Annotated in this window: 18 protein-coding genes and 1 tRNA gene; 13 read left to right on the forward strand and 6 right to left on the reverse strand. The window is 70.0% G+C overall.

The genetic code is table 11. The annotated features are described in order from the left end of the window. Nucleotides 1–14 precede the first annotated feature (14 nt). The 5 genes from ACJ7VY_RS07065 to ACJ7VY_RS07085 all read left to right on the forward strand — a co-directional run bounded on the left by ACJ7VY_RS07065 (nucleotide 15) and on the right by ACJ7VY_RS07085 (nucleotide 4470). Complete coding sequence (locus ACJ7VY_RS07065; RefSeq protein ID WP_046432185.1) at nucleotides 15–671, forward strand: hypothetical protein; 657 nt, start codon at nucleotides 15–17, stop codon at nucleotides 669–671. Beyond that, nucleotides 668–1876 carry an XRE family transcriptional regulator gene (locus ACJ7VY_RS07070; RefSeq protein WP_409476662.1) on the forward strand — a complete coding sequence of 403 codons (1209 nt, stop codon included), beginning with the start codon at nucleotides 668–670 and terminating at the stop codon, nucleotides 1874–1876. Before ACJ7VY_RS07065 ends, ACJ7VY_RS07070 begins: the two co-directional genes overlap by 4 nt. Before the next feature lie 16 nt (nucleotides 1877–1892). Then, nucleotides 1893–2141 (forward strand): hypothetical protein, encoded by a 249-nt coding sequence (locus ACJ7VY_RS07075; RefSeq protein WP_020200504.1) that lies wholly within the window; start codon nucleotides 1893–1895, stop codon nucleotides 2139–2141. A gap of 20 nt (nucleotides 2142–2161) precedes the next feature. After that, the gene (locus ACJ7VY_RS07080; RefSeq protein ID WP_409476663.1) at nucleotides 2162–2623 is read left to right on the forward strand and encodes a hypothetical protein; all 462 of its coding nucleotides are present in this window, start codon (nucleotides 2162–2164) and stop codon (nucleotides 2621–2623) included. A gap of 296 nt (nucleotides 2624–2919) precedes the next feature. Beyond that, nucleotides 2920–4470, forward strand: coding sequence for a sensor domain-containing diguanylate cyclase (locus ACJ7VY_RS07085; RefSeq protein ID WP_313233017.1), 1551 nt, complete (start codon nucleotides 2920–2922; stop codon nucleotides 4468–4470). Between the two features lie 72 nt (nucleotides 4471–4542). Here the strand turns inward: ACJ7VY_RS07085 and ACJ7VY_RS07090 are convergent. Both ACJ7VY_RS07090 and rnd read right to left on the reverse strand, forming a co-directional pair. Further along, nucleotides 4543–4618, reverse strand: a tRNA-Ala gene (locus ACJ7VY_RS07090). Nucleotides 4619–4698: 80 nt separating this feature from the next. Then, nucleotides 4699–5793: a ribonuclease D gene (rnd, locus tag ACJ7VY_RS07095; RefSeq protein WP_409476664.1), complete on the reverse strand. Its 1095-nt coding sequence runs from the start codon at nucleotides 5791–5793 to the stop codon at nucleotides 4699–4701. 94 nt (nucleotides 5794–5887) lie between these two features. Between rnd and ACJ7VY_RS07100 the strand changes: the two genes are divergently transcribed. Further along, complete coding sequence (locus ACJ7VY_RS07100) at nucleotides 5888–7744, forward strand: formylglycine-generating enzyme family protein (RefSeq protein ID WP_409476665.1); 1857 nt, start codon at nucleotides 5888–5890, stop codon at nucleotides 7742–7744. Between the two features lie 389 nt (nucleotides 7745–8133). Next, on the forward strand, nucleotides 8134–9033 hold the full coding sequence (locus ACJ7VY_RS07105) for a M48 family metallopeptidase (RefSeq protein ID WP_409476666.1): 900 nt from the start codon (nucleotides 8134–8136) through the stop codon (nucleotides 9031–9033). Between the two features lie 362 nt (nucleotides 9034–9395). Here ACJ7VY_RS07105 and xseA read toward each other — a convergent pair whose 3' ends face one another. Together xseA and queG are read right to left on the reverse strand one after the other, a co-directional pair. After that, a complete protein-coding gene (gene xseA, locus ACJ7VY_RS07110) occupies nucleotides 9396–10733 on the reverse strand; it encodes an exodeoxyribonuclease VII large subunit (RefSeq protein WP_409476667.1) in 1338 nt (445 codons plus the stop codon). Between the two features lie 81 nt (nucleotides 10734–10814). Further along, complete coding sequence (gene queG / locus ACJ7VY_RS07115; protein ID WP_409476668.1) at nucleotides 10815–11897, reverse strand: tRNA epoxyqueuosine(34) reductase QueG; 1083 nt, start codon at nucleotides 11895–11897, stop codon at nucleotides 10815–10817. A 23-nt stretch (nucleotides 11898–11920) separates the two neighbouring features. Between queG and ACJ7VY_RS07120 the strand changes: the two genes are divergently transcribed. From ACJ7VY_RS07120 to ACJ7VY_RS07145, 6 genes are all read left to right on the forward strand, one after another. Then, nucleotides 11921–13393, forward strand: a complete 1473-nt coding sequence (locus ACJ7VY_RS07120; RefSeq protein WP_409476669.1) for an NAD(P)H-hydrate dehydratase — start codon at nucleotides 11921–11923, stop codon at nucleotides 13391–13393. Between the two features lie 8 nt (nucleotides 13394–13401). After that, nucleotides 13402–13881, forward strand: coding sequence for a tRNA (adenosine(37)-N6)-threonylcarbamoyltransferase complex ATPase subunit type 1 TsaE (gene tsaE / locus ACJ7VY_RS07125; protein WP_409476670.1), 480 nt, complete (start codon nucleotides 13402–13404; stop codon nucleotides 13879–13881). Between the two features lie 80 nt (nucleotides 13882–13961). After that, nucleotides 13962–15506 carry an N-acetylmuramoyl-L-alanine amidase gene (locus tag ACJ7VY_RS07130; RefSeq protein WP_409476671.1) on the forward strand — a complete coding sequence of 515 codons (1545 nt, stop codon included), beginning with the start codon at nucleotides 13962–13964 and terminating at the stop codon, nucleotides 15504–15506. A 223-nt stretch (nucleotides 15507–15729) separates the two neighbouring features. Continuing rightward, entirely contained in the window at nucleotides 15730–17580 is a 1851-nt protein-coding gene (gene mutL / locus ACJ7VY_RS07135; protein ID WP_409476672.1) for a DNA mismatch repair endonuclease MutL, read from the forward strand. A 2-nt stretch (nucleotides 17581–17582) separates the two neighbouring features. After that, the gene (locus ACJ7VY_RS07140; protein WP_409476673.1) at nucleotides 17583–18524 is read left to right on the forward strand and encodes a DUF1684 domain-containing protein; all 942 of its coding nucleotides are present in this window, start codon (nucleotides 17583–17585) and stop codon (nucleotides 18522–18524) included. After that, a complete protein-coding gene (locus ACJ7VY_RS07145) occupies nucleotides 18521–19528 on the forward strand; it encodes a TraB/GumN family protein (protein ID WP_409476674.1) in 1008 nt (335 codons plus the stop codon). Before ACJ7VY_RS07140 ends, ACJ7VY_RS07145 begins: the two co-directional genes overlap by 4 nt. A 78-nt stretch (nucleotides 19529–19606) precedes the next feature. On the opposite strand, the gene phaR is transcribed toward ACJ7VY_RS07145, so the two are convergent. After that, entirely contained in the window at nucleotides 19607–20128 is a 522-nt protein-coding gene (gene phaR / locus ACJ7VY_RS07150) for a polyhydroxyalkanoate synthesis repressor PhaR (protein WP_409476675.1), read from the reverse strand. A gap of 175 nt (nucleotides 20129–20303) precedes the next feature. After that, the gene (locus ACJ7VY_RS07155; RefSeq protein WP_104938602.1) at nucleotides 20304–21047 is read right to left on the reverse strand and encodes a beta-ketoacyl-ACP reductase; all 744 of its coding nucleotides are present in this window, start codon (nucleotides 21045–21047) and stop codon (nucleotides 20304–20306) included. Between the last annotated feature and the right edge of the window lie 47 nt (nucleotides 21048–21094).

Consider the following 21094-nt stretch of genomic DNA (forward strand, 5'->3'; position numbering starts at 1 on the left):
TGACGGAGTTGCCAATGGCCCAGCCGAACCAAGAAACGATCCATGACCTGCTTGTGAGGAATATCCCGCGCGAGCTTGTCATGGGCCTCGAAGAAGCCAAGCTGGTCGGCGCTCAACGTGCCTATGCTGCAGCGCGAGGGATGGACGACGGGCACTTGCCCAGCGTGGTGGGGCAGTTGCGCCACTTCCATATGAACGAGTCCTTCCATCGCGCTCTCGCCGTTGCAGACGCATCTCCCTCACCGCTACGCGGCAATCAGATCGTCACAGGCCGGTCTGGGATCTTCACCTTGGCACGGTTCAACACCAAGTATGGGGTCTGGAACAGCGGGCGGCGTAGCGAAACCCGAAAACAGATGTCCCTGGCGAACGCAGCCATCGAACCACTGGTTCAACCCGGACTCTTTTCAGGCTACGTGGAGCCATCCCAAGCGGTTGTGTTCGTCGTGGCCTGCTTTGCAGGATCGCTGCACAGCCAGCCGGACACACCCGTCTCCATCGAAATCGCGGTTCCAGATCGCCACATGCAAGGCTGGCTTTTCCGGGAACCCATTGACGCATTCATCAAGCGCTACGACCAGCAGCCGACAGCGGGCCAGGACGATTTGGCTGTGCCGAAGCTGAAGAAGAACATTGGCAAACAACAAGACAAAGACGGAACAGGATCATGAGCAGGGGTGGTGTACAAGGATTTCAGAAAGATCGACTTAGCCAAATTCTTGCGGCCCGTCGTCTGACTCAAGTCCAGCTGGCCTCAATGGTCGACGTGTCTCCGGCGACCGTCAGTAAGTGGCGCGCAGGAACGCAAGCGCCCGAGCGTGACGCGCTTGAACGCCTTGCTGGCGTGGTCAACGTCACGCCGGAATGGTTTACGCGTGCGCCCGGGGCGAAGTTGTCGTTGCCGCTTTTTCGCAGCAACGCGTCAGCGCACGTCGCTGCACGAGCCATGCTGGAGGCCCGCCTTGAGTGGGCCCAGGACGTGGCGGCTGCCCTGATGGAGTACGTTGACTACCCCGATGTCAATTTGCCCTCTCGTGATTACACCGAGCCGGAGCAGATCACTAACGAGGACATCGAGAAGGCTGCCTGCGAATGCCGGGATCTGTGGCGTTTGGGTCGCTCGGCGATTCAAGACTTGGCACTGGCCGTGGAAGGCGCTGGGGTCATCCTCGTTCGGGAAGAAACCGGCGTTGCCCAGATTGAAGGACTGTCGGCTTGGAGCGAGGTATTGGGCCGACCGTTGATCCTCCTGTCCGCCGACAAGGACAATGGTTACCGCAGTCGCTTCGACCTTGCCCACGAAATCGGACATCTTGTTCTGCATCGTCACATTCAGCGCACGACTGACAACGCCCGCCACAAACTGATGGAGCAACAGGCACACCGCTTTGCAGGCGCATTTTTGCTGCCCGCCGAAACGTTCGCCAGCGAAGTTCGTGTGCCACCGACTCTGGATGACTTGTTGCTGCTGAAGCGCCGTTGGGGCGCGTCGGCGGCGGCGATCATCATGCGGCTCAAGGCACTTGAGATGCTGGATGAAGATGGTGCTCTGATGCTTTTCAAGCGTCGCTCTGCTCGGTGGGGTGCGAAATCGGAACCCGGAGACGAGGATCGTCGACCAGAGCAGCCACGCCTGCTTCGTCGCACCATTGATCTGTTGGTCGAAGAGAAGGTCATGCCCTTAGAAGCCATCCCGAGGCACATCGGACTGGCTGCGGGCGACGTGGAAGCACTCGCCGGATTGCCCGAAGGCTACTTCCAGGGCAAAACCAATGTCGTGGAGTTTGCGCGGCTGAAAGCAACCCAGAAGCAGGTTGATGACCAACCAGCCCAAGGCAATAAGGTGGTGCCATTCCGGCCCGTCTCCAAATCCTGATGTGAAAGGAACAGCGATGTCCAAGAACACAAAGCAGACGTCCTCACGAATTGGTCGGCTGGCGTCGGAAACGCTGCAAAGCAGCAGTTCGTCGCAAGTGGCTAAGAGTCTGGCCGCCTCGGCACTGTCTCAGCGCAGCGGCGACAAACAGACTGGTGCCCAGATGGAAGACAAGGCCGCACGCGTTTTGGCCAGCGACCGATACGCCAAAGAGACGAAAGAACTGGCGGCCTCGGTCCTGTCCCAAGCCAACAAGCAGCGCTGAGCCAGGGAGTCGAGTCCCTCATGTCACAGGATCTGAGCGACTCGCAACTGAAGGATCTCTGGCGTCAGGGAAAAATCCCGGTCATCTTCAAGCGCAATAAGCCCCTCCCGGTCTTGGCGCGCATTCCGTTTGCCGAAGGGAACATGGAGTGGCTGCGGGACGGCCGACGCTTGAAGCCCGATTGGTGTGCGCAGTTCAAGGCCTGGGAAATTCCGACGGCGTGGTTCGACAGCGTGATCAAACTTGCGCTGAGGCGACACCAAGAGGTCTACGTGATCCAGTTGTACCGGGAGCACCAGAAATGCGCTCCGGCATGCTGGAACGCTGAGGGCTTTCACTGCGAATGCTCCTGTATGGGGGAGAACCACGGCGGCGGTCATCCAGGCGGCAACTGGTACGAGGTTTCCGAAACCTTTGCCGTGTCCTGGGGGCAGCAGCGCTATTCATGCCGCCATCTGAAGGTCAAGACCCTCGGGCGCTGACCGTGGCAGCGCAAGCTATCGAAGGTCGGAAATGCGCGGAGACAGCCAAAGTTCACCCGGACCTCCGCATCGTATATAATCTCGCCTACGGTGTCCTCGCCGGTGAGGCAGGAAGGTTCTCTCTAGTAGGGGACTACACCACCACGAATACGAAAGGCCTGCAGTAATGCAGGTCTTTTTTTTTTGTACGCATGGCCGCCGGTTGTGCGAAAGCGGCGGCATGCGGCGCCGGAACCGTCACTGCAGGCGACGGTCCGGTGGATCGGGCATCCCGGCGCGGGAGGGCAACGACGGCGATGGACCTGCGCAAGCTGATACTGGCCCTGGCCCTGCTGGGTGCTTTCCTGCCGTTCGCCAAGACGCTGCATGCCAGCTACCAGGTGCAGCGACAGCAGCTGATCGACAGCACCCTTGAAAGCAACCTGGCGTACGCGACCAAGCTCGCCAAGAGCACCGACGACTTCGTCCAGTCCGCGCAGCTGCAGCTGGATTACACCGCCCAGTTGCTGGCCGGGCAGATGGACGATGCCGACCGGCTCGACAAGGAAGCCGCCCGCCTGCGGCTGATGAGCAAGAGCTTCAATTCCATCGTCATCTTCGACGATGCCGGCAAGGTGCTAGCGACCTCGCCGGAAACGCTGCAGCTGCAGGGCAAGACCCTCGCCAGCGCCGCGGTCCGTGAATCGATCCGGTCGCGCCAGCCGCTGATCAGCAAGCCCTATCTGTCGGCAGCCGGCAATTTCATCGTGCTCATGGTCAGCCCGATCCGCGACCCGCGCGGCGGCTTCCTCGGCGCGATCGGTGGCGCCATCCACCTGCAGAAGGAAAACATCCTCGACCGGCTGCTTGGCCAGCATTTCTACCGCGATGGTTCCTACCTGTACGTGGTCGACGGCGAGCGGCGGATCATCTACCACCCCGATCCCGACCGCATCGGCAAGGTGGTGACCGGCAACGCCGCGGTCGACGAGGTGACCCGCGGCGGCAGCGGCACGGCCACCCTCGTCAACAGCAAGGGCACGACCATGTTGGCCGGCTACGCGCCGGTCGCGGCGACCGGCTGGGGCGTGATCGCACAACGCCCGCGCGACGTCACCCTGGCGCCATTGGCCTCGCTGATGCGCACGGTGTTCGTCAAGACGCTGCCGCTGGCCGTCGCCACCATGCTGTTGCTGTGGTGGTGCGCGCGCATCATCGCCCACCCGCTGCGCATGCTGGCCGACGGCGCGCGCGACATGGACCAGCCCGGCACCCCGCAGCGCATCCGTTCGGTGCGCTCCTGGTATTTCGAATCGCGCGAGCTGAAAAAGGCCATGCTGCTGGGCATCGGCCTGTTCCAGAAGAGCATCAGCAAGCTGCGCGAGGACGTGAACACCGACCCGTTGACCGGGTTGGGCAACCGCCGCCATCTGCAGGCGCGGGTGCAGGAGCTGCAGGAGCGCGGCACGCCGTTCGCGGTGGTGTCGCTGGACATCGACCACTTCAAGCGGGTCAACGACACCTGGGGCCACGATGTCGGCGACCTGGTGCTGAAACAGCTGTCCATGCACATGCAGGACATCTCGCGGGTGGACGACACGCCCTGCCGCGTGGGCGGCGAGGAGTTCGTGCTGCTGCTGCCGGGCGCCTCGGTGGCCAGTGCCGCGCAGGTCGCCGAGCGGCTCCGGCTGCAGATCGAGCGGGCCAACATGGCGCCGGTCGACCGGGTCACGGTCTCGCTGGGCGTGGCCGCCTGGCCGGAGAGCAACGCCGACGTCGGCACCGTGTTCAAGAACGCCGATGACATGCTCTACGCAGCCAAGCGCGGCGGCCGCAACCGGGTGGAAGTGTACGTGCCGGGGAACTGAGCGGCAGCGCCGCCGGGCCGCACCGGTCGCCAGGCAAGAAAAAACCCCGGGGGATACCCGGGGTTTTTGTTTTGGTGGAGCCAGGGAGGATCGAACTCCCGACCTCGTCATTGCGAACGACGCGCTCTCCCAGCTGAGCTATGGCCCCGTACTTCCTGGTGGATGCAGTGCGCTGGAGGGGGCAGGGACCCCGTCCGCCATGTGACTGCTCCACATCGCCGGTGAATTCTAACGCGATGCCGGCGCCGCCGCCAAGAGGGGCAGCAACAGCGCCTGCAACTGGTCGCGGCGCCAGCCGCCGAGCGCGGCGGGCCAGTCGCCGCTTTCCAGCAGCGCTTCCAGGTGGCGTCGCGAGGCCAGCAGGCCGTCGGGCAGGCCGAGCTCGGCGCTACGGCGGGCCACCGCGTCCTGCAGGCGCTTGAGCGCGGCCTTGTTGCCGTCGCTGGCGGCCAGCGCCTGTGGTGCCTGGTCCTCGTCGGCCAGCGGCGTCTGCAGCGCCTGCCACACGGCCTGGGCCAGCTTGCGCGGGGCCTTCGGGAAGCGCTCGAACAGGCGCAGCAGCGCGTCGTAGTCGGCCGGCGGCGTGCGTGCCAGCAACGTGGCCAGTTCGTTGTCCAGGATCCAGCTGCGCGGCCGGTCACTTTGCCGGGCCTGCTGGTCGCGCCAGCGCAACAGGCGCAGCAGGCGGCGCTGCGCGTCGGCCTCGAGGAACTGCGCCGCGCGCATCGACAGGTGCGGCCAGCGCTCGCCTTCGTCGTGTTCGACCGACGCCAGCAGGCGCCGGGCGTCGTCCTGCAGCCACTCGCGACGGCCGAGTTCGCGCAGCCGCGCGTCGATCGCGTCGTGCAGCGCGAACAGGTACTCCACGTCGTCGGCGGCGTACTCGAGCTGGGCGTCGGACAGCGGCCGGCGCATCCAGTCAGAACGGGTCTCGCCCTTGGGCAGGACCACGCCGGTGACCTGCGCGACCAGCTTCTGGTAGCCCATGCCACCGCCGATGCCGGCCAGCGCGGCGCCGATCTGGGTATCGAACAGTGGCCGCGGCAGGACGCCGCAGGCGCACTTGAATGCCACCAGGTCCTCGCTGGCGCTGTGCATGATCTTGAGGATGGAGTCGTCCTCCAGCCACGGACGCAGGGCCTGGGTCATGCCAGGTACCAGCGGGTCGATCAGCAGGATCTCATCGCCCACCGCCATCTGCACCAGCGCCAGCTGCGGCCAGTAGGTGCGTTCGCGGATGAATTCGGTGTCCAGGCCGATGCGGTCGGGGCGCTGGCGAAGGCGTTCTTCAAGTTCGGCGGGGTGTCTGATCCAGTGAGCCACGTTCAATCCATCAACTGCAGGGTTTGCCCAGGCAGGCGAGAATAGCCTAACGTCGCAGCGCACCCGAGCGCGCAGAGCCTGTATGGGAGGAAGTTTGCGTACAACCGGCCCGTTGGCCTGCCTGGCCCTGTCCGTCGCGCTGGCGTGCGCCGCCTGCAGGCAGGAGCCGGCTGCGGCCACCGCGCCACAGCCGGTCGAGGCCGAGCCGGTGCCCGCGGTCGCGGCGGAGGCGCTGCCCCTGGCGGCCGCGCCGGATCCGGCCACGCTGCCGCTGCCGGTGTGGACACCGCCACCGGTGGAGCTGCAGCCGGAAGGGGTGCGCGACGCGCTCAAGCGCGCGGGCGCGGCATTGGCCGAGGGCCGGCTGTACCAGGAAGCGGACGATGCCATCCCCCTGTACCTGGCGGTGCTGGCGCTGCAGCCGCAGCAGCGCGAGGCGCGGCGCGGCCTGGACAAGGCCCGCGCGCGCCTGCTGGCTTCGGCCCGCGCGCTGCTGGAACAGCCGGACGACCAGCGCCGGGCGCTGGCCAGTGCGGCCACCCAGGCCGCGGTGCTCGCGCACCTGGCCCCGGAAGGCAAGGCGGAGCGCGAACTGCAGCAGCGCGTGCAGGTGGCGCGGCGCCTGCTGGCATTGAACCGCTCGGGCGAAGAGGCGCTGCGCACGGGCAGCCCGGCGCTGGCCGCCGGCGCCTTTGCCCAGGTACTGGAACTGGACCCCGGCAACCGCCGTGCCCGCCAGGGCCTGGCCGCGGTCGAGAGCGGATTGATCCGCCAGGCGGAGGACGCCGCCGCGCATGCCGATTTCAATGAGGCGCTGGAGTGGCTGCAACGCGCTTCGCGCATCCGTGAGGACGCGCCCACCGTGGCCGACGCGCGGGTGCGGATCGAGGCGATGCGCATGGCCCAGCTGGCCGCACTGCGCGACGGCGGCCTGCGCGACCTGACCACGCCCAGCGGGCTGAAGGCGGCGCGCGAGAAGCTCGAACAGGCGCTGCGGATCGCTGCGCCCGGCGACGCGGCGGTGGCGGTGCTGCGGCAGCGCATCGACCTGGTCGCCCATTACGGCAGTTTCCGCCCCGGCCAGGTGTTCAGCGACGCCCTGCAGGACGGCGGGCGCGGCCCGCAGATGATCGTGGTGCCGCACGGCGGCTTCCAGATGGGCGCCGGCTATGCCGAGCCGGGCGCCAGCGATGCCGAACGCCCGCAGCATTACGTGCGCTTCGACCGTGGCTTCGCCATGTCCATCACCGAGGTTACCGTGGCCGAGTTCGGCCGCTTCGTGGCGGCGACCAAGGCGCGCCCGCGTGCGACCCGGCGCGGGCATTCGATCGTCTACGACGAGCGCAGCGGCAATTTCGTCCGCCGCAACGGCGCCGACTGGCAGGCCGGCTACAACGGCGCCAAGGCACCGCCGGACAACCCGGTCATGCATGTCAGCGTGCGCGACGCCGAGGCGTACGCGGCCTGGCTGTCGGCGCAGACCGGCCGCCACTACCGGCTGCCGAGCGAAGCCGAGTTCGAATACGCGCTGCGCGCCGGCACCACCGGCCGTTATCCCTGGGGCGACGCCGGGGTGCCGCCGGAGGGCAGTGGCAACTTCACCGGCAGCCTGGATGTGTCGCCCAGCGGCCGCCACTGGAAGAACGCGTTCCTCGGGTACGGCGACGGCTACTGGGGTGAGGCACCGGCGGCCAGTTTCCGCGCCAACCCCTGGGGCCTGCACGACATGGCCGGCAACCTCAGCGAATGGGTCGCCGACTGCTGGCACGCCAGCTACCGGCGTGCGCCGCCGGATGGCGCCGCCTGGTACAACCCGGGTTGCCGCCAGCGCGTGGTCCGCGGCGGCAACTGGGCCAACGCGCCGGAGCAGACCCGCGCGGCGTGGCGGCTGTCGCAGGATTCGGACGTGACCAGCGCGCGCATCGGCTTCCGCCTGGTGCGCGGCATCTGAAGCGGCGCACGCGGGACGGCGGGCGGTGCCACGTTGATTCCCGGCGCGAAAGCCGCGGCTCGCGGGGCGGGGGGGGGCTTCGCCCGGCGGCTGGCCGCCCCGGCGGTTTCCCGGCCTGGCGCGGGCCGCCTGTTGTTCGCGGCGGTGCTGGGTATGCGGGCACGTTGGGTTGGCTGCCGGGTCGTGCCGCCCGGCGCCGCCGTTCTCCCGCAGCCCCGTGGCGTTGGCCGCCTGCAGCGATTTCGCCTGTTCATCACCGTGACCAGTGCGATGGTCTTGTCCGGTTACCGTGGCGGCGTGTTTCAGGCATGCTGCGGTCGGCGCCGGGGTGTGCTGTCCGGGCCGGCCCGCTTTCGCGCTCGGCCCCTTCCAGACGATGGAGACATGCAATGCGACAGGATCCGCTGGGCAACCAAGGCAACCCGCGCCGGCGCGGCATCGGCGGCGGCCTGCGCTGGCTGATCCTGATCGGCTTCGCGGTCTATGGCGGCTGCTACTACTTCGGCAACCGCACCGTGGACCCGTATACCGGCGAGAAGGTGCTGATCGACAAGACGCTCGACGCCGAGGGCGAGAAGGCGCTGGGCCTGCAGGCCTACCAGCAGATCATGGCGCAGGAGCGGCCGGTCGATCCCAATACGCAGGTGGCGCGGCAGATCCGCGAGATCGCCCAGCGCCTGATCGCCAAGGTCGACGCGGTGGAGACCGCGCTGGCCACCGAGCACGGCCAGCCGCCGAACCACTTCTCGCGCTCGTTCGACTGGGAAGTGAACGTGCTGCAGTCCGACCAGGCCAATGCGTTCTGCCTGCCGGGCGGCAAGATGGCGGTCTATACCGGGCTGGTGCCGGTGGCACGCAACGCCGATGCGATGGCGGTGGTGATGGGCCATGAGATCGCCCACGCGCTGCTGCGCCATGGCGCGCAGCGCATGGCCCAGCAGAAGCTGACCGAGATCGGGCAGATGGCCGGTGCCGCCGGTGGCATGGACGCGCAGCAGCAACAGATGCTGATGTCGGCGTTCGGCTACGGCTACCTGCTGCCGTACGCGCGCAGCCACGAAACCCAGGCCGACGAAGTCGGGCTGATGCTGGCCGCCGCGGCCTGCTTCAACCCGCAGGAAGCGGTGCCGCTGTGGGAGCGCATGGGCGCGGCCAGTGGCGGCCAGGCGCCGCCGGAGTTCGCCTCGACCCATCCCAATCCCGGCACCCGGATCCAGAACCTGCAGGCGTTGATGCCCAAGGCGATGGAATACCGCCAGCGGTTCTGCGAAAGCGCGCAGGCGCGCTGAGCGGCCCCTGCCTGTCCTGCGGCTTCACCGGTAAGGCCCCTGCGGGGCGAGCCGCGCATCTACGGGGTCTGCTCGGCGGCAACGACCCGCACGTCCACCACGCCGTCGCCGACGCTCATGCGGGCATCTGCATGGTTGCGTCGGCTGTCTGCTCGTCGATGCCGGGCTTGCCCGGCACCGGGCTTCATCGGCAAGGCCCATGCGGGGCGAGCCCCGCATCTACCGGATCTGCTCGGTGGCAACGACCCGCACGTCAACCACGCCGTCGCCGACGCTCATGCGGGCATCTGCATGGCTGCGTCGGCTGCCTGCTCGTCGATGCCGGCTTCATCGGCAAGGCCCCTGTGGGGCGAGCCCCGCATCTACGGGGTCTGCTCCGTGGCAACGACCCGTACGTCCACCACGCCGTCGCCCACGCGCGCGCGCAGTGCCTCGCCTTCACGCACCTGTGCGGTGGAGCGGACCAGCGCGCCGTCGTCGGCGTGGGTGAGGATCGCGTAACCGCGCGCCACGGTGGCCAGTGGGCTCACCGCTTCCAGCGACCGGGCGATGCCGCGCAGGTGCAGGGCATCGCGCTGCAGGTGCCGGGCCATGGCCGCCTGCGCGCGCGGAGCGAGCGCGTCCAGGCGCCGCCGCAACAGCGCCAGCCGCTGCGCGGGCTGCACCGCGCGTAGTACCGAGTGGCCATGCGCCAGCCGCGCGCGGCGCTGTTCCAGCTGCCGCTGCCACGCCGCGCGCAGCCGCGCATGCATCGCCTCCTGGCGCTGGCGCAGCAGCGCCAGCCGTGCCTGCGGGCCCTGTGCCTGCAGCCGCAGCGCGGCGCGGTCGGCGCGCTGCATCGCCTGGCCCAGCGCGTGCGCCTGCAGCTGTGCCAGCCGCCGCTGCAGGTTGCGCAGGCGCGCATCCAGGTCGCGCCGGTCCGGCACCAGCAGCTCGGCGGCCACCGACGGCGTCGGCGCGCGCAGGTCGGCGGCGAAATCGGACAGGCTGAAATCGGTCTCGTGGCCGACCGCGGAGACCACCGGCGTGGTGCTGGCGGCGATGGCCCGTGCCAGTTGTTCGTCGTTGAACGCCCACAGGTCTTCCAGCGAACCACCGCCGCGGGTCAGCAGGATCGCGTCGTAGCGGCCGCTGGCGTCGGCACGACGCAGCAGCGCGGTGATCTGCGCGGCCGCGGCCTCGCCCTGCACCAAGGTCGGCAGCAGTTCCACCTCGAGCAGCGGGAAGCGCCGCGCCAGCACGCTGAGCACGTCGCGCACCGCCGCGCCGCTGGGCGAGGTGATCACCGCCAGGCGGCGTACATGCGCCGGCAGCGGCCGCTTGCGTGCCGGGTCGAACAGACCTTCGCCCTGCAGCCGCGCCCGCAGCGCCTCGAACGCCCGGCGCAGCGCGCCTTCGCCGGCTTCCTCCATGTGGTCCAGCACCAGCTGGTACTCGCCGCGCGCCTCGTACAGGGTCAGGCGGCCGCGCGCCAGCACGCGCAGGCCCTCGCGCGGGACGAACTTCAGCCACTGGCTCTTGGGCCTGAACATCGCCGCGCGCACCTGCGCGCGTGCGTCCTTCAGGGTGAAGTACAGGTGCCCGGATGCGGGGCGGCTGACATTGCCGAGTTCGCCTTCCACCCACACCAGCGGGAACGCGCCCTCGAGCAGGTCGCGGGCGAGCGTGTTGAGCTGGCTGGGGCTGAGGACGTTGTCCATGGCAGGCGCGGGGGAACGGGACGCTATTGTTCCCGCGCGCGGGCGCTAAAGCCAATGTCGCCGGGGCCGGTGCCTGCGCCGCTAGCCGGGATACTGCCGCGGATCGTGGCGCCGCAGCGCCCAGGCGACATGTTCGCGCACCAGTTCGGACGGGTGGTCCAGGCGGCTGAGCAGCGCCTGCCGCGCGGCAGGCGAGGGCGCCGCGTTGCCCAGCGCCACGGCGATGTTGCGCAGCCAGCGTTCGTGGCCGCTGCGGCGGATCGGGCTGCCCTCGGTGCGGCGCAGGAACTCGTCTTCGTCCCATGCGAACAGCTCCGGCAGGGTCGCCGTGTCCAGGTCGTTGCGCGCGCGGAAGTCCGGCTCGTCGGTGCGCCGCGCGAACTTGTTCCAGGGGCACACCAGCTGGCAGTCGTCGCAGCCGTAGATGCGGTTGCCCATCAGTGGGCGCATTTCCAGCGGGATGGCGCCCTCGTGCTCGATGGTCAGGTAGGAAATGCAGCGGCGTGCGTCGAGCCGGTGCGGGGCGATGATCGCCGCGGTCGGGCAGATGTCGATGCAGCGCGTGCAGCTGCCGCAGTGCGCGCTGGCCGGGGCGTCCACCGGCAACGGCAGGTCGATGTAGATCTCGCCGAGGAAGAACCACGAGCCGCCGTCCTTGTCGATCAGGCAGGTGTGCTTGCCGATCCAGCCCAGCCCGGCGTTGCGCGCCAGCGCGCGTTCGAGCACCGGCGCCGAATCGACGAACACGCGGTACCCGAAGGGGCCGATCTCGGTGGCGATGCGCCCGGCCAGCTTCTGCAGGCGGTTGCGCATGAGCTTGTGGTAATCGCGGCCCAGCGCGTAACGCGCGACGTAGGCGCGCTCGGCGTCGTCCAGGGTGGCCCAGGCCGCGGCATCGTCCTTGTGGCCATAGTCCAGCCCCACCGAGATCACCCGCACCGTGCCCGGCAACAGCTCCTGCGGCCGCGCGCGCATCGCGCCGTGTCGCGCCATCCATTCCATGGTCCCGTACAGGCCCTTGCCCAGCCAGTCGGCCAGGTGCGCCTCGTCCTCGCCCAGGTCGACGCCACTGATGCCGCAGCGCTGGAAGCCGGCCTCGCGCGCGAGCTGGCGGATGCGCAGCGACAGCTGCGCCATGTCGGCGGTGGCAACGGCTCCAGGCATGGCGCAAGTATAGAATCGCGGGCATGAGCCAGCCCGATGGACTGTTCGATACCGCCGCCGCGCGCCGCATCGACGCGCAGGCCACCGCCGCGCTCGGTGGCGACGGCTACCTGTTGATGCAGCGCGCCGGCCAGGCCGCCTGGCAGTGCGCGCTGCAGTACTGGCCGCAGGCGCGGCGCATCGTGGTGGTGTGCGGCCCGGGCAACAACGGCGGCGACGGCTATGTGCTGGCGCGGCTTGCGCGCCAGTCCGGGCGCGCGGTGTGCGTGCTGCACCTGCCCGGGCACGCGCCACGCACCCCGCTGGCGCAGCGTGCCTGTACCGACTACCTGGCCGTTGGCGGCCGGGTGGAGCTTGCCGCCGATTGCCTGCGCGATGCCGACCTGGTGGTCGACGCGCTGTTCGGCATCGGCCTGGACCGTGCGCCCGATGCGGAGGCCGCGCGGCTGATCGCCGCGGTCAACGCCGCCGCCGCGCCGGTGCTGGCGCTGGACGTGCCCAGCGGCGTCGACGCCGACAGTGGCGCGGTGCCGGGCGCGGCGATCCATGCCGCGCGCGTGCTGCAGTTCATCGTGCCGCACCGTGGCCTGCACACCGGCGCCGCGCTGGAGTACGCCGGGCAGCGGCTGCTGGATGCGCTGGATGTTCCCGCGCAGGCGTTCGACGGCGTGGCGCCGGCCGCATCGCGCTGGAGCGCGGCGCGGCTGCCGGCGCAGTTGCCGCCGCGGCGCCTCAACACCCACAAGGGCGAGTCCGGCCACGTCCTGTGCGTCGGTGGCAACCATGGCAGCGGTGGCGCGCTGATGCTGTGCGTCGAGGCTGCGCTGCGCAGCGGTGCGGGGCTGGCCAGCGCGGCTACCCGCGCGGCGCACGTGGCGCCGCTGCTGGCACGTTGCCCGGAAGCGATGGTGCATGCGGTGGAGGACGCATTCGACCTGGCGCCGCTGCTGGCGCGTGCCGGTGTCGTCGCACTCGGGCCCGGGCTCGGCCAGGACGAGTGGGGGCGCCGGCTGTGGCTGGCGGCGGTGGACGGCGGCAGGCCGCTGGTGGTGGATGCCGACGCGCTGAACCTGCTGGCGCAGCAGCCGCGAGCGCTGCCCACAGCGGTGCTCACGCCGCACCCGGGAGAGGCGGCGCGCCTGCTTGGGGTCGACGCCGCCGCCATCCAGCGCGACCGTTTCGCCGCGGCACAGGCGCTGGCAGAACGGTTTTCGGCGGTGGTCGTGCTCAAGGGCGCGGGCACCGTGGTCGCCGCGCCGGGGCAGCGGCCGCGGGTGATCGCGGCGGGCAATCCGGGCATGGCGGTGGGCGGCATGGGCGACCTGCTGACCGGGGTGGTCGCCGCGCTGCTGGCGCAGGGCCTGTCGCCATTGGACGCAGCCAGCACCGGCGCGCTGCTGCATGGGCTGGCCGGTGACGCGGCGGCCGCGGAGGGCCAGCGCGGACTCCTGCCGCGTGACCTGCTGCCGCACCTGCGCGCCCGTGCCAATCCATAATGACGGCCATGATCGAACTGTTCCTTCCCGATGCCGCGGCCACCGACCAGCTGGGCGCGGCCCTGGCGGCGACCCGGCCGACGCCGGCGGTGGTCCACCTGCACGGCGACCTGGGTGCCGGCAAATCGACCTTGGCGCGCGCGCTGCTGCGGGCGCTCGGCGTGCAGGGGGCGATCCGCAGCCCCACCTATACCCTGGTCGAACGTTACCCGCTGCCGGCCGGCGAGGCCTGGCACCTGGACCTGTACCGGATCGCCGATGCCGGCGAACTGGATTTCCTGGGCCTGGACGAGGCCGAGGCCGACCTGTGGCTGGTCGAATGGCCGGAGCGGGGCGGCGCGGCACTGCCGCCCCTGGACCTGCGGGTGGCGCTGGACATGCACGGTGCGGGCCGCCGGGCGCGGCTGCAGGCCTGCTCCCCGGCCGGCCAGGCATGGCTGTCGCGCCTGGGGCAATCGGGCCACTTGCAGGGGTTTCCTGCCGCCTGATGGAAGGAAAGTGTGGCAGGTTGCGGATTATTAAGGGAAAAGGTGTTGCAATTACGCAATTCCGGTGATTGAATCCGCCCATGCTCAAGGGAAGCCGCCTGATCGCCCTGTCTGCCTGTGTCGCCGGACTCTGCCTGGCTGGCGCTTCGGCGTGGGCGGGTGAGATCCGCAGCGTCGCCGTGCAGGCCGGGAGCACCGGTACCCGTGCCGAGATCCAGCTGGCCGGCGGTGGCAGCTACAAGACCCTGTCGCTGGCCGGGCCGAACCGCCTGGTGGTGGATTTCCCGGATTCGACCGCCGTGCGCGGGCTCAAGTTGCCCGCCGCCGCCGGTGTCGTCACCGCCGTGCGCACCGGGACCCCGGCGCCGGGCACGTTCCGGGTGGTGTTCGACCTGGCCGAGTCGGTGGTGGCGTTCAAGCCGCAGCTGCAGGGGCAGGGCGCCGAGTCGCGGCTGCTGATCGAATGGCCCGGCGAGACCAGCGGCGCCAGTACCCGGCCGGTGGCGGCGAATGCGTCCGCGCCCCCGCTGCCGGCGCAGCCCGGCAGCGCCGAGGCGCGCCGCGAGGCCGCCCGTGCCACGGCGGCACTGACCGCGGCGGTGGTGCAGCAGGCGTCCGCCGCGCCTGCCCCGCCGGCTGCCGTCGTCAACACCCCTGTGCCCACCACGACGGCGGTGGCCACCACGAACACGCCTTCGCCGGCTGCCATCCTCAACGGACAGGCGACCGCGCCGGCCGTGGTCGCCTCGGCGACTGCGCCGACCCCGGCACCCGCGCCTGCACCGGTACCGGCCGACGAACAGCCGGCCCCGCGTCCGGTCATGCCCAGCGATGCTTCGCGCATCCGCATGCAGCCGGGCATGCGCACGCTGGTGGTCGCCATCGATCCCGGCCATGGCGGCCAGGACCCGGGGGCGATCGGCCCGACCGGCAAGCGCGAGAAGGACGTCACCCTGGCGGTGGCGCGTGAGCTGGCGCGGCAGGTCAATGCCACGCCCGGCCTGCGCGCCTACCTGACCCGCGACACCGACGTGTTCATCCCGCTGCCGCAGCGTGCCCAGCGCGCGCGTGCGGCCAAGGCCGACATTTTCATTTCGATCCATGCCGACGCGGCGGAGAACCGCGCCGCCACCGGCTCGTCGGTGTACGTGCTTTCCACCAAGGGCGCGTCCTCGCAGCGCGCGCGCTGGCTGGCGGACAAGGAAAACGCGGCCGACCTGATCGGCGGCGTCAGCCTGCAGCGGACCGAGGGCACCCTGGCCAACGTGCTGCTGGACCTGGCCCAGAGCGGCAACATGAAGGCCTCCGAAGATGCCGCCAGCCACGTGCTGGGTGGGCTGAAGCGGATCGGCAACAACCACAAGCCCAATCTGGAACGGGCGAACTTCGCGGTGCTGCGCACCTCGGACATGCCGGCGATGCTGGTGGAAACCGCCTTCATCTCCAACCCGGACGAGGAGCGCCGCCTTACCGACCCGGCCTACCAGCGCCGCGTCGCCGGTGCCGTGCTCGACGGCGTGCACACCTATTTCAGCCGGCAGCCGCCGCCGGGCACGCTGTTCGCCGCGCGCGCGCAGGCCGAGATGGAAGCCGCCGCGGGCACCGTGGCCGGCGGCAGCAAGTAAGCGCGGCGCGCGCCAGCGCCGCGCATCCTGTCCGGCGGCTGCAGTCATTCGGTTCGTACCTGTCATCGCCCCGCACCTACCGTGCCCCGGGCGCAGTGCCGCCACTGGCGGGCTGAGCGGCGACTGGCTGCTACACACGGCGGCGGGGCGGCTATCATCTAGCGATGCGAGATAGCGATTTCATTCCCCTGCTGCGCCCCGCTGGTTTCCCGGAACGCGCAGCATGAGCACCATCCGTCCGCTCCCCGAGATACTGATCAACCAGATCGCCGCCGGCGAAGTGGTCGAGCGCCCCGCGTCGGTGGTCAAGGAACTGGTCGAGAACGCACTCGATGCCGGCGCCACCCGTGTCGACATCGACCTCGAGGAAGGCGGCGTGCGCCTGATCCGCATCCGCGACAATGGCGGCGGCATCGCCGCGGCGCAGTTGCCGCTGGCGGTGTCGCGCCATGCCACCAGCAAGATCGCCTCGCTCGACGACCTGGAGTCGGTCGCCACGCTGGGCTTCCGCGGCGAGGCGCTGCCGTCGATCGCCTCGGTCAGCCGCTTCACCCTGGCGTCGCGCCAGCCGCAGGACGAACACGGCGCCGCGCTGCAGATCGAGGGCGGCAAGATCGGTGAAGTCACGCCGCGTGCGCATGCGCCGGGCACCACCGTGGAAGTGCGCGAGCTGTTCTACAACGTGCCGGCGCGGCGCAAGTTCCTGCGTGCCGAGCGCACCGAACTGGGCCATATCGAGGAATGGCTGCGTTCACTGGCGCTGGCGCGTCCGGACGTGGAACTGCGGGTGTCGCACAACGGCAAGCCGTCGCGCCGCTACAAGCCCGGCGACCTGTACTCCGATGCGCGCCTGGGCGAAACCCTGGGCGAGGACTTCGCGCGGCAATCGCTGCGCGTGGACCACAGCGCGGCCGGCCTGCGCCTGCACGGGTGGATCGCGCAGCCGCAGTATTCGCGCGCCAGCGCCGACCAGCAGTACCTGTACGTCAATGGCCGCTCGGTACGCGACCGCAGCGTCGCGCATGCGGTGAAGATGGCTTACGGCGACGTGCTCTACCACGGCCGCCAGCCGGCCTACGTGCTGTTCCTGGAACTGGACCCGGCGCGGGTGGACGTCAACGTGCATCCGGCCAAGCACGAAGTGCGTTTCCGCGATGCGCGGCTGATCCATGATTTCGTCTACCGCATGCTCAAGGATGCGCTGGCCGAAACCCGCGCGGGCCTGGAGCCGGCGACCGGGCTGGCGGCTGCACCGGCCCTGCCGCCGCAGGCGGCGGGCGGGCAGGCCGCCGGCTATCTGCTGTCGCGGCCGTCGGGCGGCGCCGGTGGTGGTGGCGGCTGGGCACCGCGGCAGTCGCCGTTGGGACTGCAGGTGGCCGAGGCGCCGTCGGCCTATGCCGCGCTGTATGCGACGCCGGCCGATGCCACGCCGCCGGGTACGCCTGCCGGCGGCACTTCGGGGCTGCCGGCGACCGCCGCCGACAGCGGCGTGCCGCCGTTGGGCTACGCCATCGCGCAGCTGCATGGCATCTACATCCTGGCCGAGAACGCCGACGGCCTGATCGTGGTGGACATGCATGCCGCGCACGAGCGCATCGGCTACGAGCGCCTGAAGACCGCGCACGATGGCATCGGCCTGCATGCGCAGCCGCTGCTGGTGCCGATCACCCTGGCGGTGGGCGAACGCGATGCCGACACCGCCGAGCGCGAGGCGGCGACGCTGGCCGAACTCGGCTTCGAGGTGACCCGCTCCGGCCCCGGTTCGCTGCACGTGCGCAGCATTCCGGCGCTGCTGGCCAACGCCGAACCGGAAGGGCTGCTGCGCGACGTGCTCACCGACCTGCGCGAACACGGCCAGAGCCGGCGCGTGGCCAGCGCGCGCGATGAACTGCTTTCGACCATGGCCTGCCACGGCGCGGTGCGCGCCAACCGGCGGCTGACGGTTCCGGAAATGAATGCCCTGCTGCGCGACATGGAAGCCACCGAGCGCTCCGGGCAATGCAACCACGGCCGCCCGACCTGGGCGCGCTTTTCGCTGGCGGAGATCGACCGCTGGTTCCTGCGGGGGCGTTGACGATGAAACGATGGGCGGGCATGGCGCTGCTGCTGGTGGCGATGGCCGGTTGCGGTGGCGGCGACCGGCCGGCGCCGGCTCCCGACGCGCCGCGCTTCGATCCGGCGTTCCTGATGAACAACGACATCTGGCGCGAACAGCGCCAGGCCGAACTGCTGCAGCCCGATGGCTGGACCAGCCTGGTCGGCCTGCACTGGCTGGAACTGAAGGCCCACTACATCGGCAGCGGCAGCACCAGCGGCATCCGCCTGGCGATGGGGCCGCCGCGGCTGGGCATGGTGACGCACGAGGCGGGGCGCTACTGGTTCACGCCCGAGCGCGGCGTCGCGGTACAGGTCGACGGCAAGCCGGTGAAAGGCCGCATCCCGTTCCATGCCGACGACGCGCCCAGCCCCACCACGATCACCTTCGACGGTGGCAAGGGCACGCTGAGCCTGATCCATCGCGGGCCGCGCCACGCGTTGCGGGTGCGGCACGCCGACGCTCCGGCCCGCACCGGTTTCGGCAGCCTGGAGTACTGGCCGGCCGATGCGTCCTGGCGCATCACCGCGCGCTTCGTGCCGCACGCCGCCGGCAAGACCCTGCCGGTGGTCGACATCACCGGCCTGACCACCGAACAGCCCAATGCCGGCGCCATCGAGTTCGAGCGCGATGGCCGCACCTGGCGGCTGCAGGCGCTGGGCGAGCCGGGCGGGGCGCTGTTCGTGATCTTCGCCGACCGCACCAGCGGCCACGGCAGCTATGCCGCCGGCCGCTACATCGACCTGGATGCGCCCGACGGCGACAGCCAGGTGGTGATCGATTTCAACCGCGCCTACAACCCGCCGTGCGCGTTCACCCCGTTCGCCACCTGCCCGTTGCCGCCGCCGGAGAACCGGCTGGACCTGCCGGTCGAGGCCGGCGAGAAAACCTACGTCAAACCCGCACAGGAACACGCGACATGAAATGGATGGCCCGCGCCGCGGCGCTGCTGCTGGGATCGGTGATGCTGCTGGGCGCGCCGGCGCCGTCGCTGGCGCGGCAGGCGCCGGCGGCCGCCACCCCGGCCAAGGCACCGCCGGTGCCGCTGTTGTGGAAGGCGAGCGGCCCCAGGGGCGCCGAACTCTACCTGCTGGGCTCGTTCCACCTGCTCAGGGCCGACGATTACCCGCTGTCGGCGGACGTGGACGCGGCCTTCGACGCGTCGAGCCAGCTGCTGTTCGAACTGGCGCCGGAAGAAATGAACTCGCCGGCGCTGGCCACGCAGATGGCGCAGGCCGCACTGCGCCGCGATGGCCGCCTGCTCAAGGACGAACTGGATGCCGATACCTGGCGGCGGCTGCAGGACTACGCCGCCGCCAACGGGCTGCCGATCGATCGCCTGGCCGGGCTCAAGCCCTGGTTCGTCGGGCTGACCATCAGCCTGGGGCAGATGGCACGGCAGGGGCTGGATGCGCAGGCGGGGCTGGACCGGCACCTGATGGCGCGCGCGGCCACCGCCGGCAAGCCGGCGCAGGGGCTGGAAAGCGCGGCGGCGCAGATCGCCATGCTCGACGGCATGAGTGGCGAGGAGCAGCGGCAGCTGCTGCGCGAGGCGCTGGAGCAGGTGGACAAGGGCGACGAACAGAGCCGGCGCCTGCACGACGCCTGGCGGCGTGGCGATGACGTGACCCTGTGGCGCGACATGGCCGCGCAGATGAAACGCGACTATCCGGCGCTGTACCGGCGCATCAACACCGAGCGCAACGATGCCTGGCTGGCGCCGCTGCAGGAGCGCCTGCAGGCCGGGCCGGGCGCGACCCTGGTGGTGGTCGGCGCGCTGCACCTGCTCGGCAGCGACGGCGTGGTCGAGAAGCTGCGCGCGCGCGGCTACAGGGTCGAGCGGATCTGTTCGGCCTGCACCCCGTCCACGCATCCGGCGCGGCGTGCTCCGGCGGCAACGGCGCAAGCGGCCCGCAGCCGCAACTGAGGCGCGCGCTGCCAGGCAGGGGGTGCGGCCGCGGCCACCCAAATGCGAAGGCCGACGCTTGCGTCGGCCTTCGTGCTTTCAGCGGTTGCCGCGGGTCTTGCCGGCCGGCGGTGGCGCGGGCGGCGGCCCGGGGGTCTTGCCGCCGGCAGCCGGCGGGCGGCCGAAGCCGGCGCCCATGCTGCGCTGGAATTCCTGCCACAGCTCCAGGTTGCGCTCGGTGAGCTGGTTCATCATCGCCCACGGCGTCTGCCCGAGCAGGTTGCCCATCTGCTGGCGGAACTGCTGCTGCTGGTCCAGGAACACCTGCATGCTGCGCTCCAGGTAGTTGCCCATGAAGCCCTGCAGCGAATCGCCGTAGAAACGGATCAACTGGCTCAGCAGCTGGGTGGACAGCATCGGCACGCCGTCCTGCTCCTTGTCGGCAATGATCTGCAGCAGCACCGAGCGGGTCAGGTCCTCGCCGCTCTTGGCGTCGCGGACCTCGAAGTCCTCCCCGTCCAGGATCAGCTGGCGGACGTCCTCGATGGTGATGTAGCTGGAGATCTCGGTGTCGTAGAGCCGCCGGTTGGGATACTTCTTGATGATGCGGGTCGCAGCCATTAAGCAGTCACTCTTCCTTCACGGTAGGGGCGCAGCATGGCGCAGTGCAACAGGCCTTGCAACCGCCAAAAGTACAGGGGGGCATGCCCCGGGGAAGGGGGCGCGGCGGCGTGCAGCATCGCTGCGATGCTGCGCAGCATAAGCCGCCGGCCGCGCCGTGGCGGGCGCGGCGGGCTCACCAGCCCATGTGGTGGCCGCCGTTGATGTCCAGGTTGGAGCCGGTGATCCAGGCGGCTTCCTCGGCCACCAGGAAGGCCACCGCGTAGGCGATCTCCTCGGGCTTGCCGAGGCGCCCGGTGGGAATGTCGGCAATGATCTTGGCGCGTACTTCCTCCGGCACCGCCATCACCATGTCGGTGGCGACATAGCCCGGGGAAATGGTGTTGACGGTGATGCCGAAGCCGGCGTTCTCGCGTGCCAGGGAGATGGTGAAACCGTGCATGCCGGCCTTGGCCGCGGCGTAGTTGGCCTGGCCGTACTGGCCCTTGAGGCCGTTGATCGAGCTGATCTGGATCACCCGGCCCCAGCCACGCCGGCGCATGCCTTCGATGACCGGGCGGGTCACGTTGAACACCGAGTTGAGGTTGGTGTTGATCACCTCGTGCCACTGCTCCGCGCTCATGCGGTGGAAGGTGGTGTCGCGGGTAATGCCGGCGTTGTTGACCAGGATCTCCACCGGTCCCATGCCGGCCTCGACCGCCTGCACCAGTTCGCGGCCGCCGTCGGGGCTGGAGACGTCGCCGCGGAACAGGGCGATGTCGTAGCCGCGGGCGCGCATCCGCTCCTGCCATAGCGCGGCCTTGTCGGCGTTGCGGAAATTGGTGGCGACACGATGGCCCTGGTCGGCCAGGCGCTGGCAGATCGCGGTGCCGATACCGCCGGTGCCGCCGGTGACCAGTGCAATACGGGATGTCGTCATGGGGTGCGCTCCAGGCGCAGGCGCTGGGGAACCTTCGATTCTATGTG

The sequence above is a fragment of the Stenotrophomonas sp. Y-13 genome, from assembly GCF_046267925.1.
GTDB classification, from domain to species: Bacteria; Pseudomonadota; Gammaproteobacteria; order Xanthomonadales; family Xanthomonadaceae; genus Stenotrophomonas; species Stenotrophomonas acidaminiphila_A.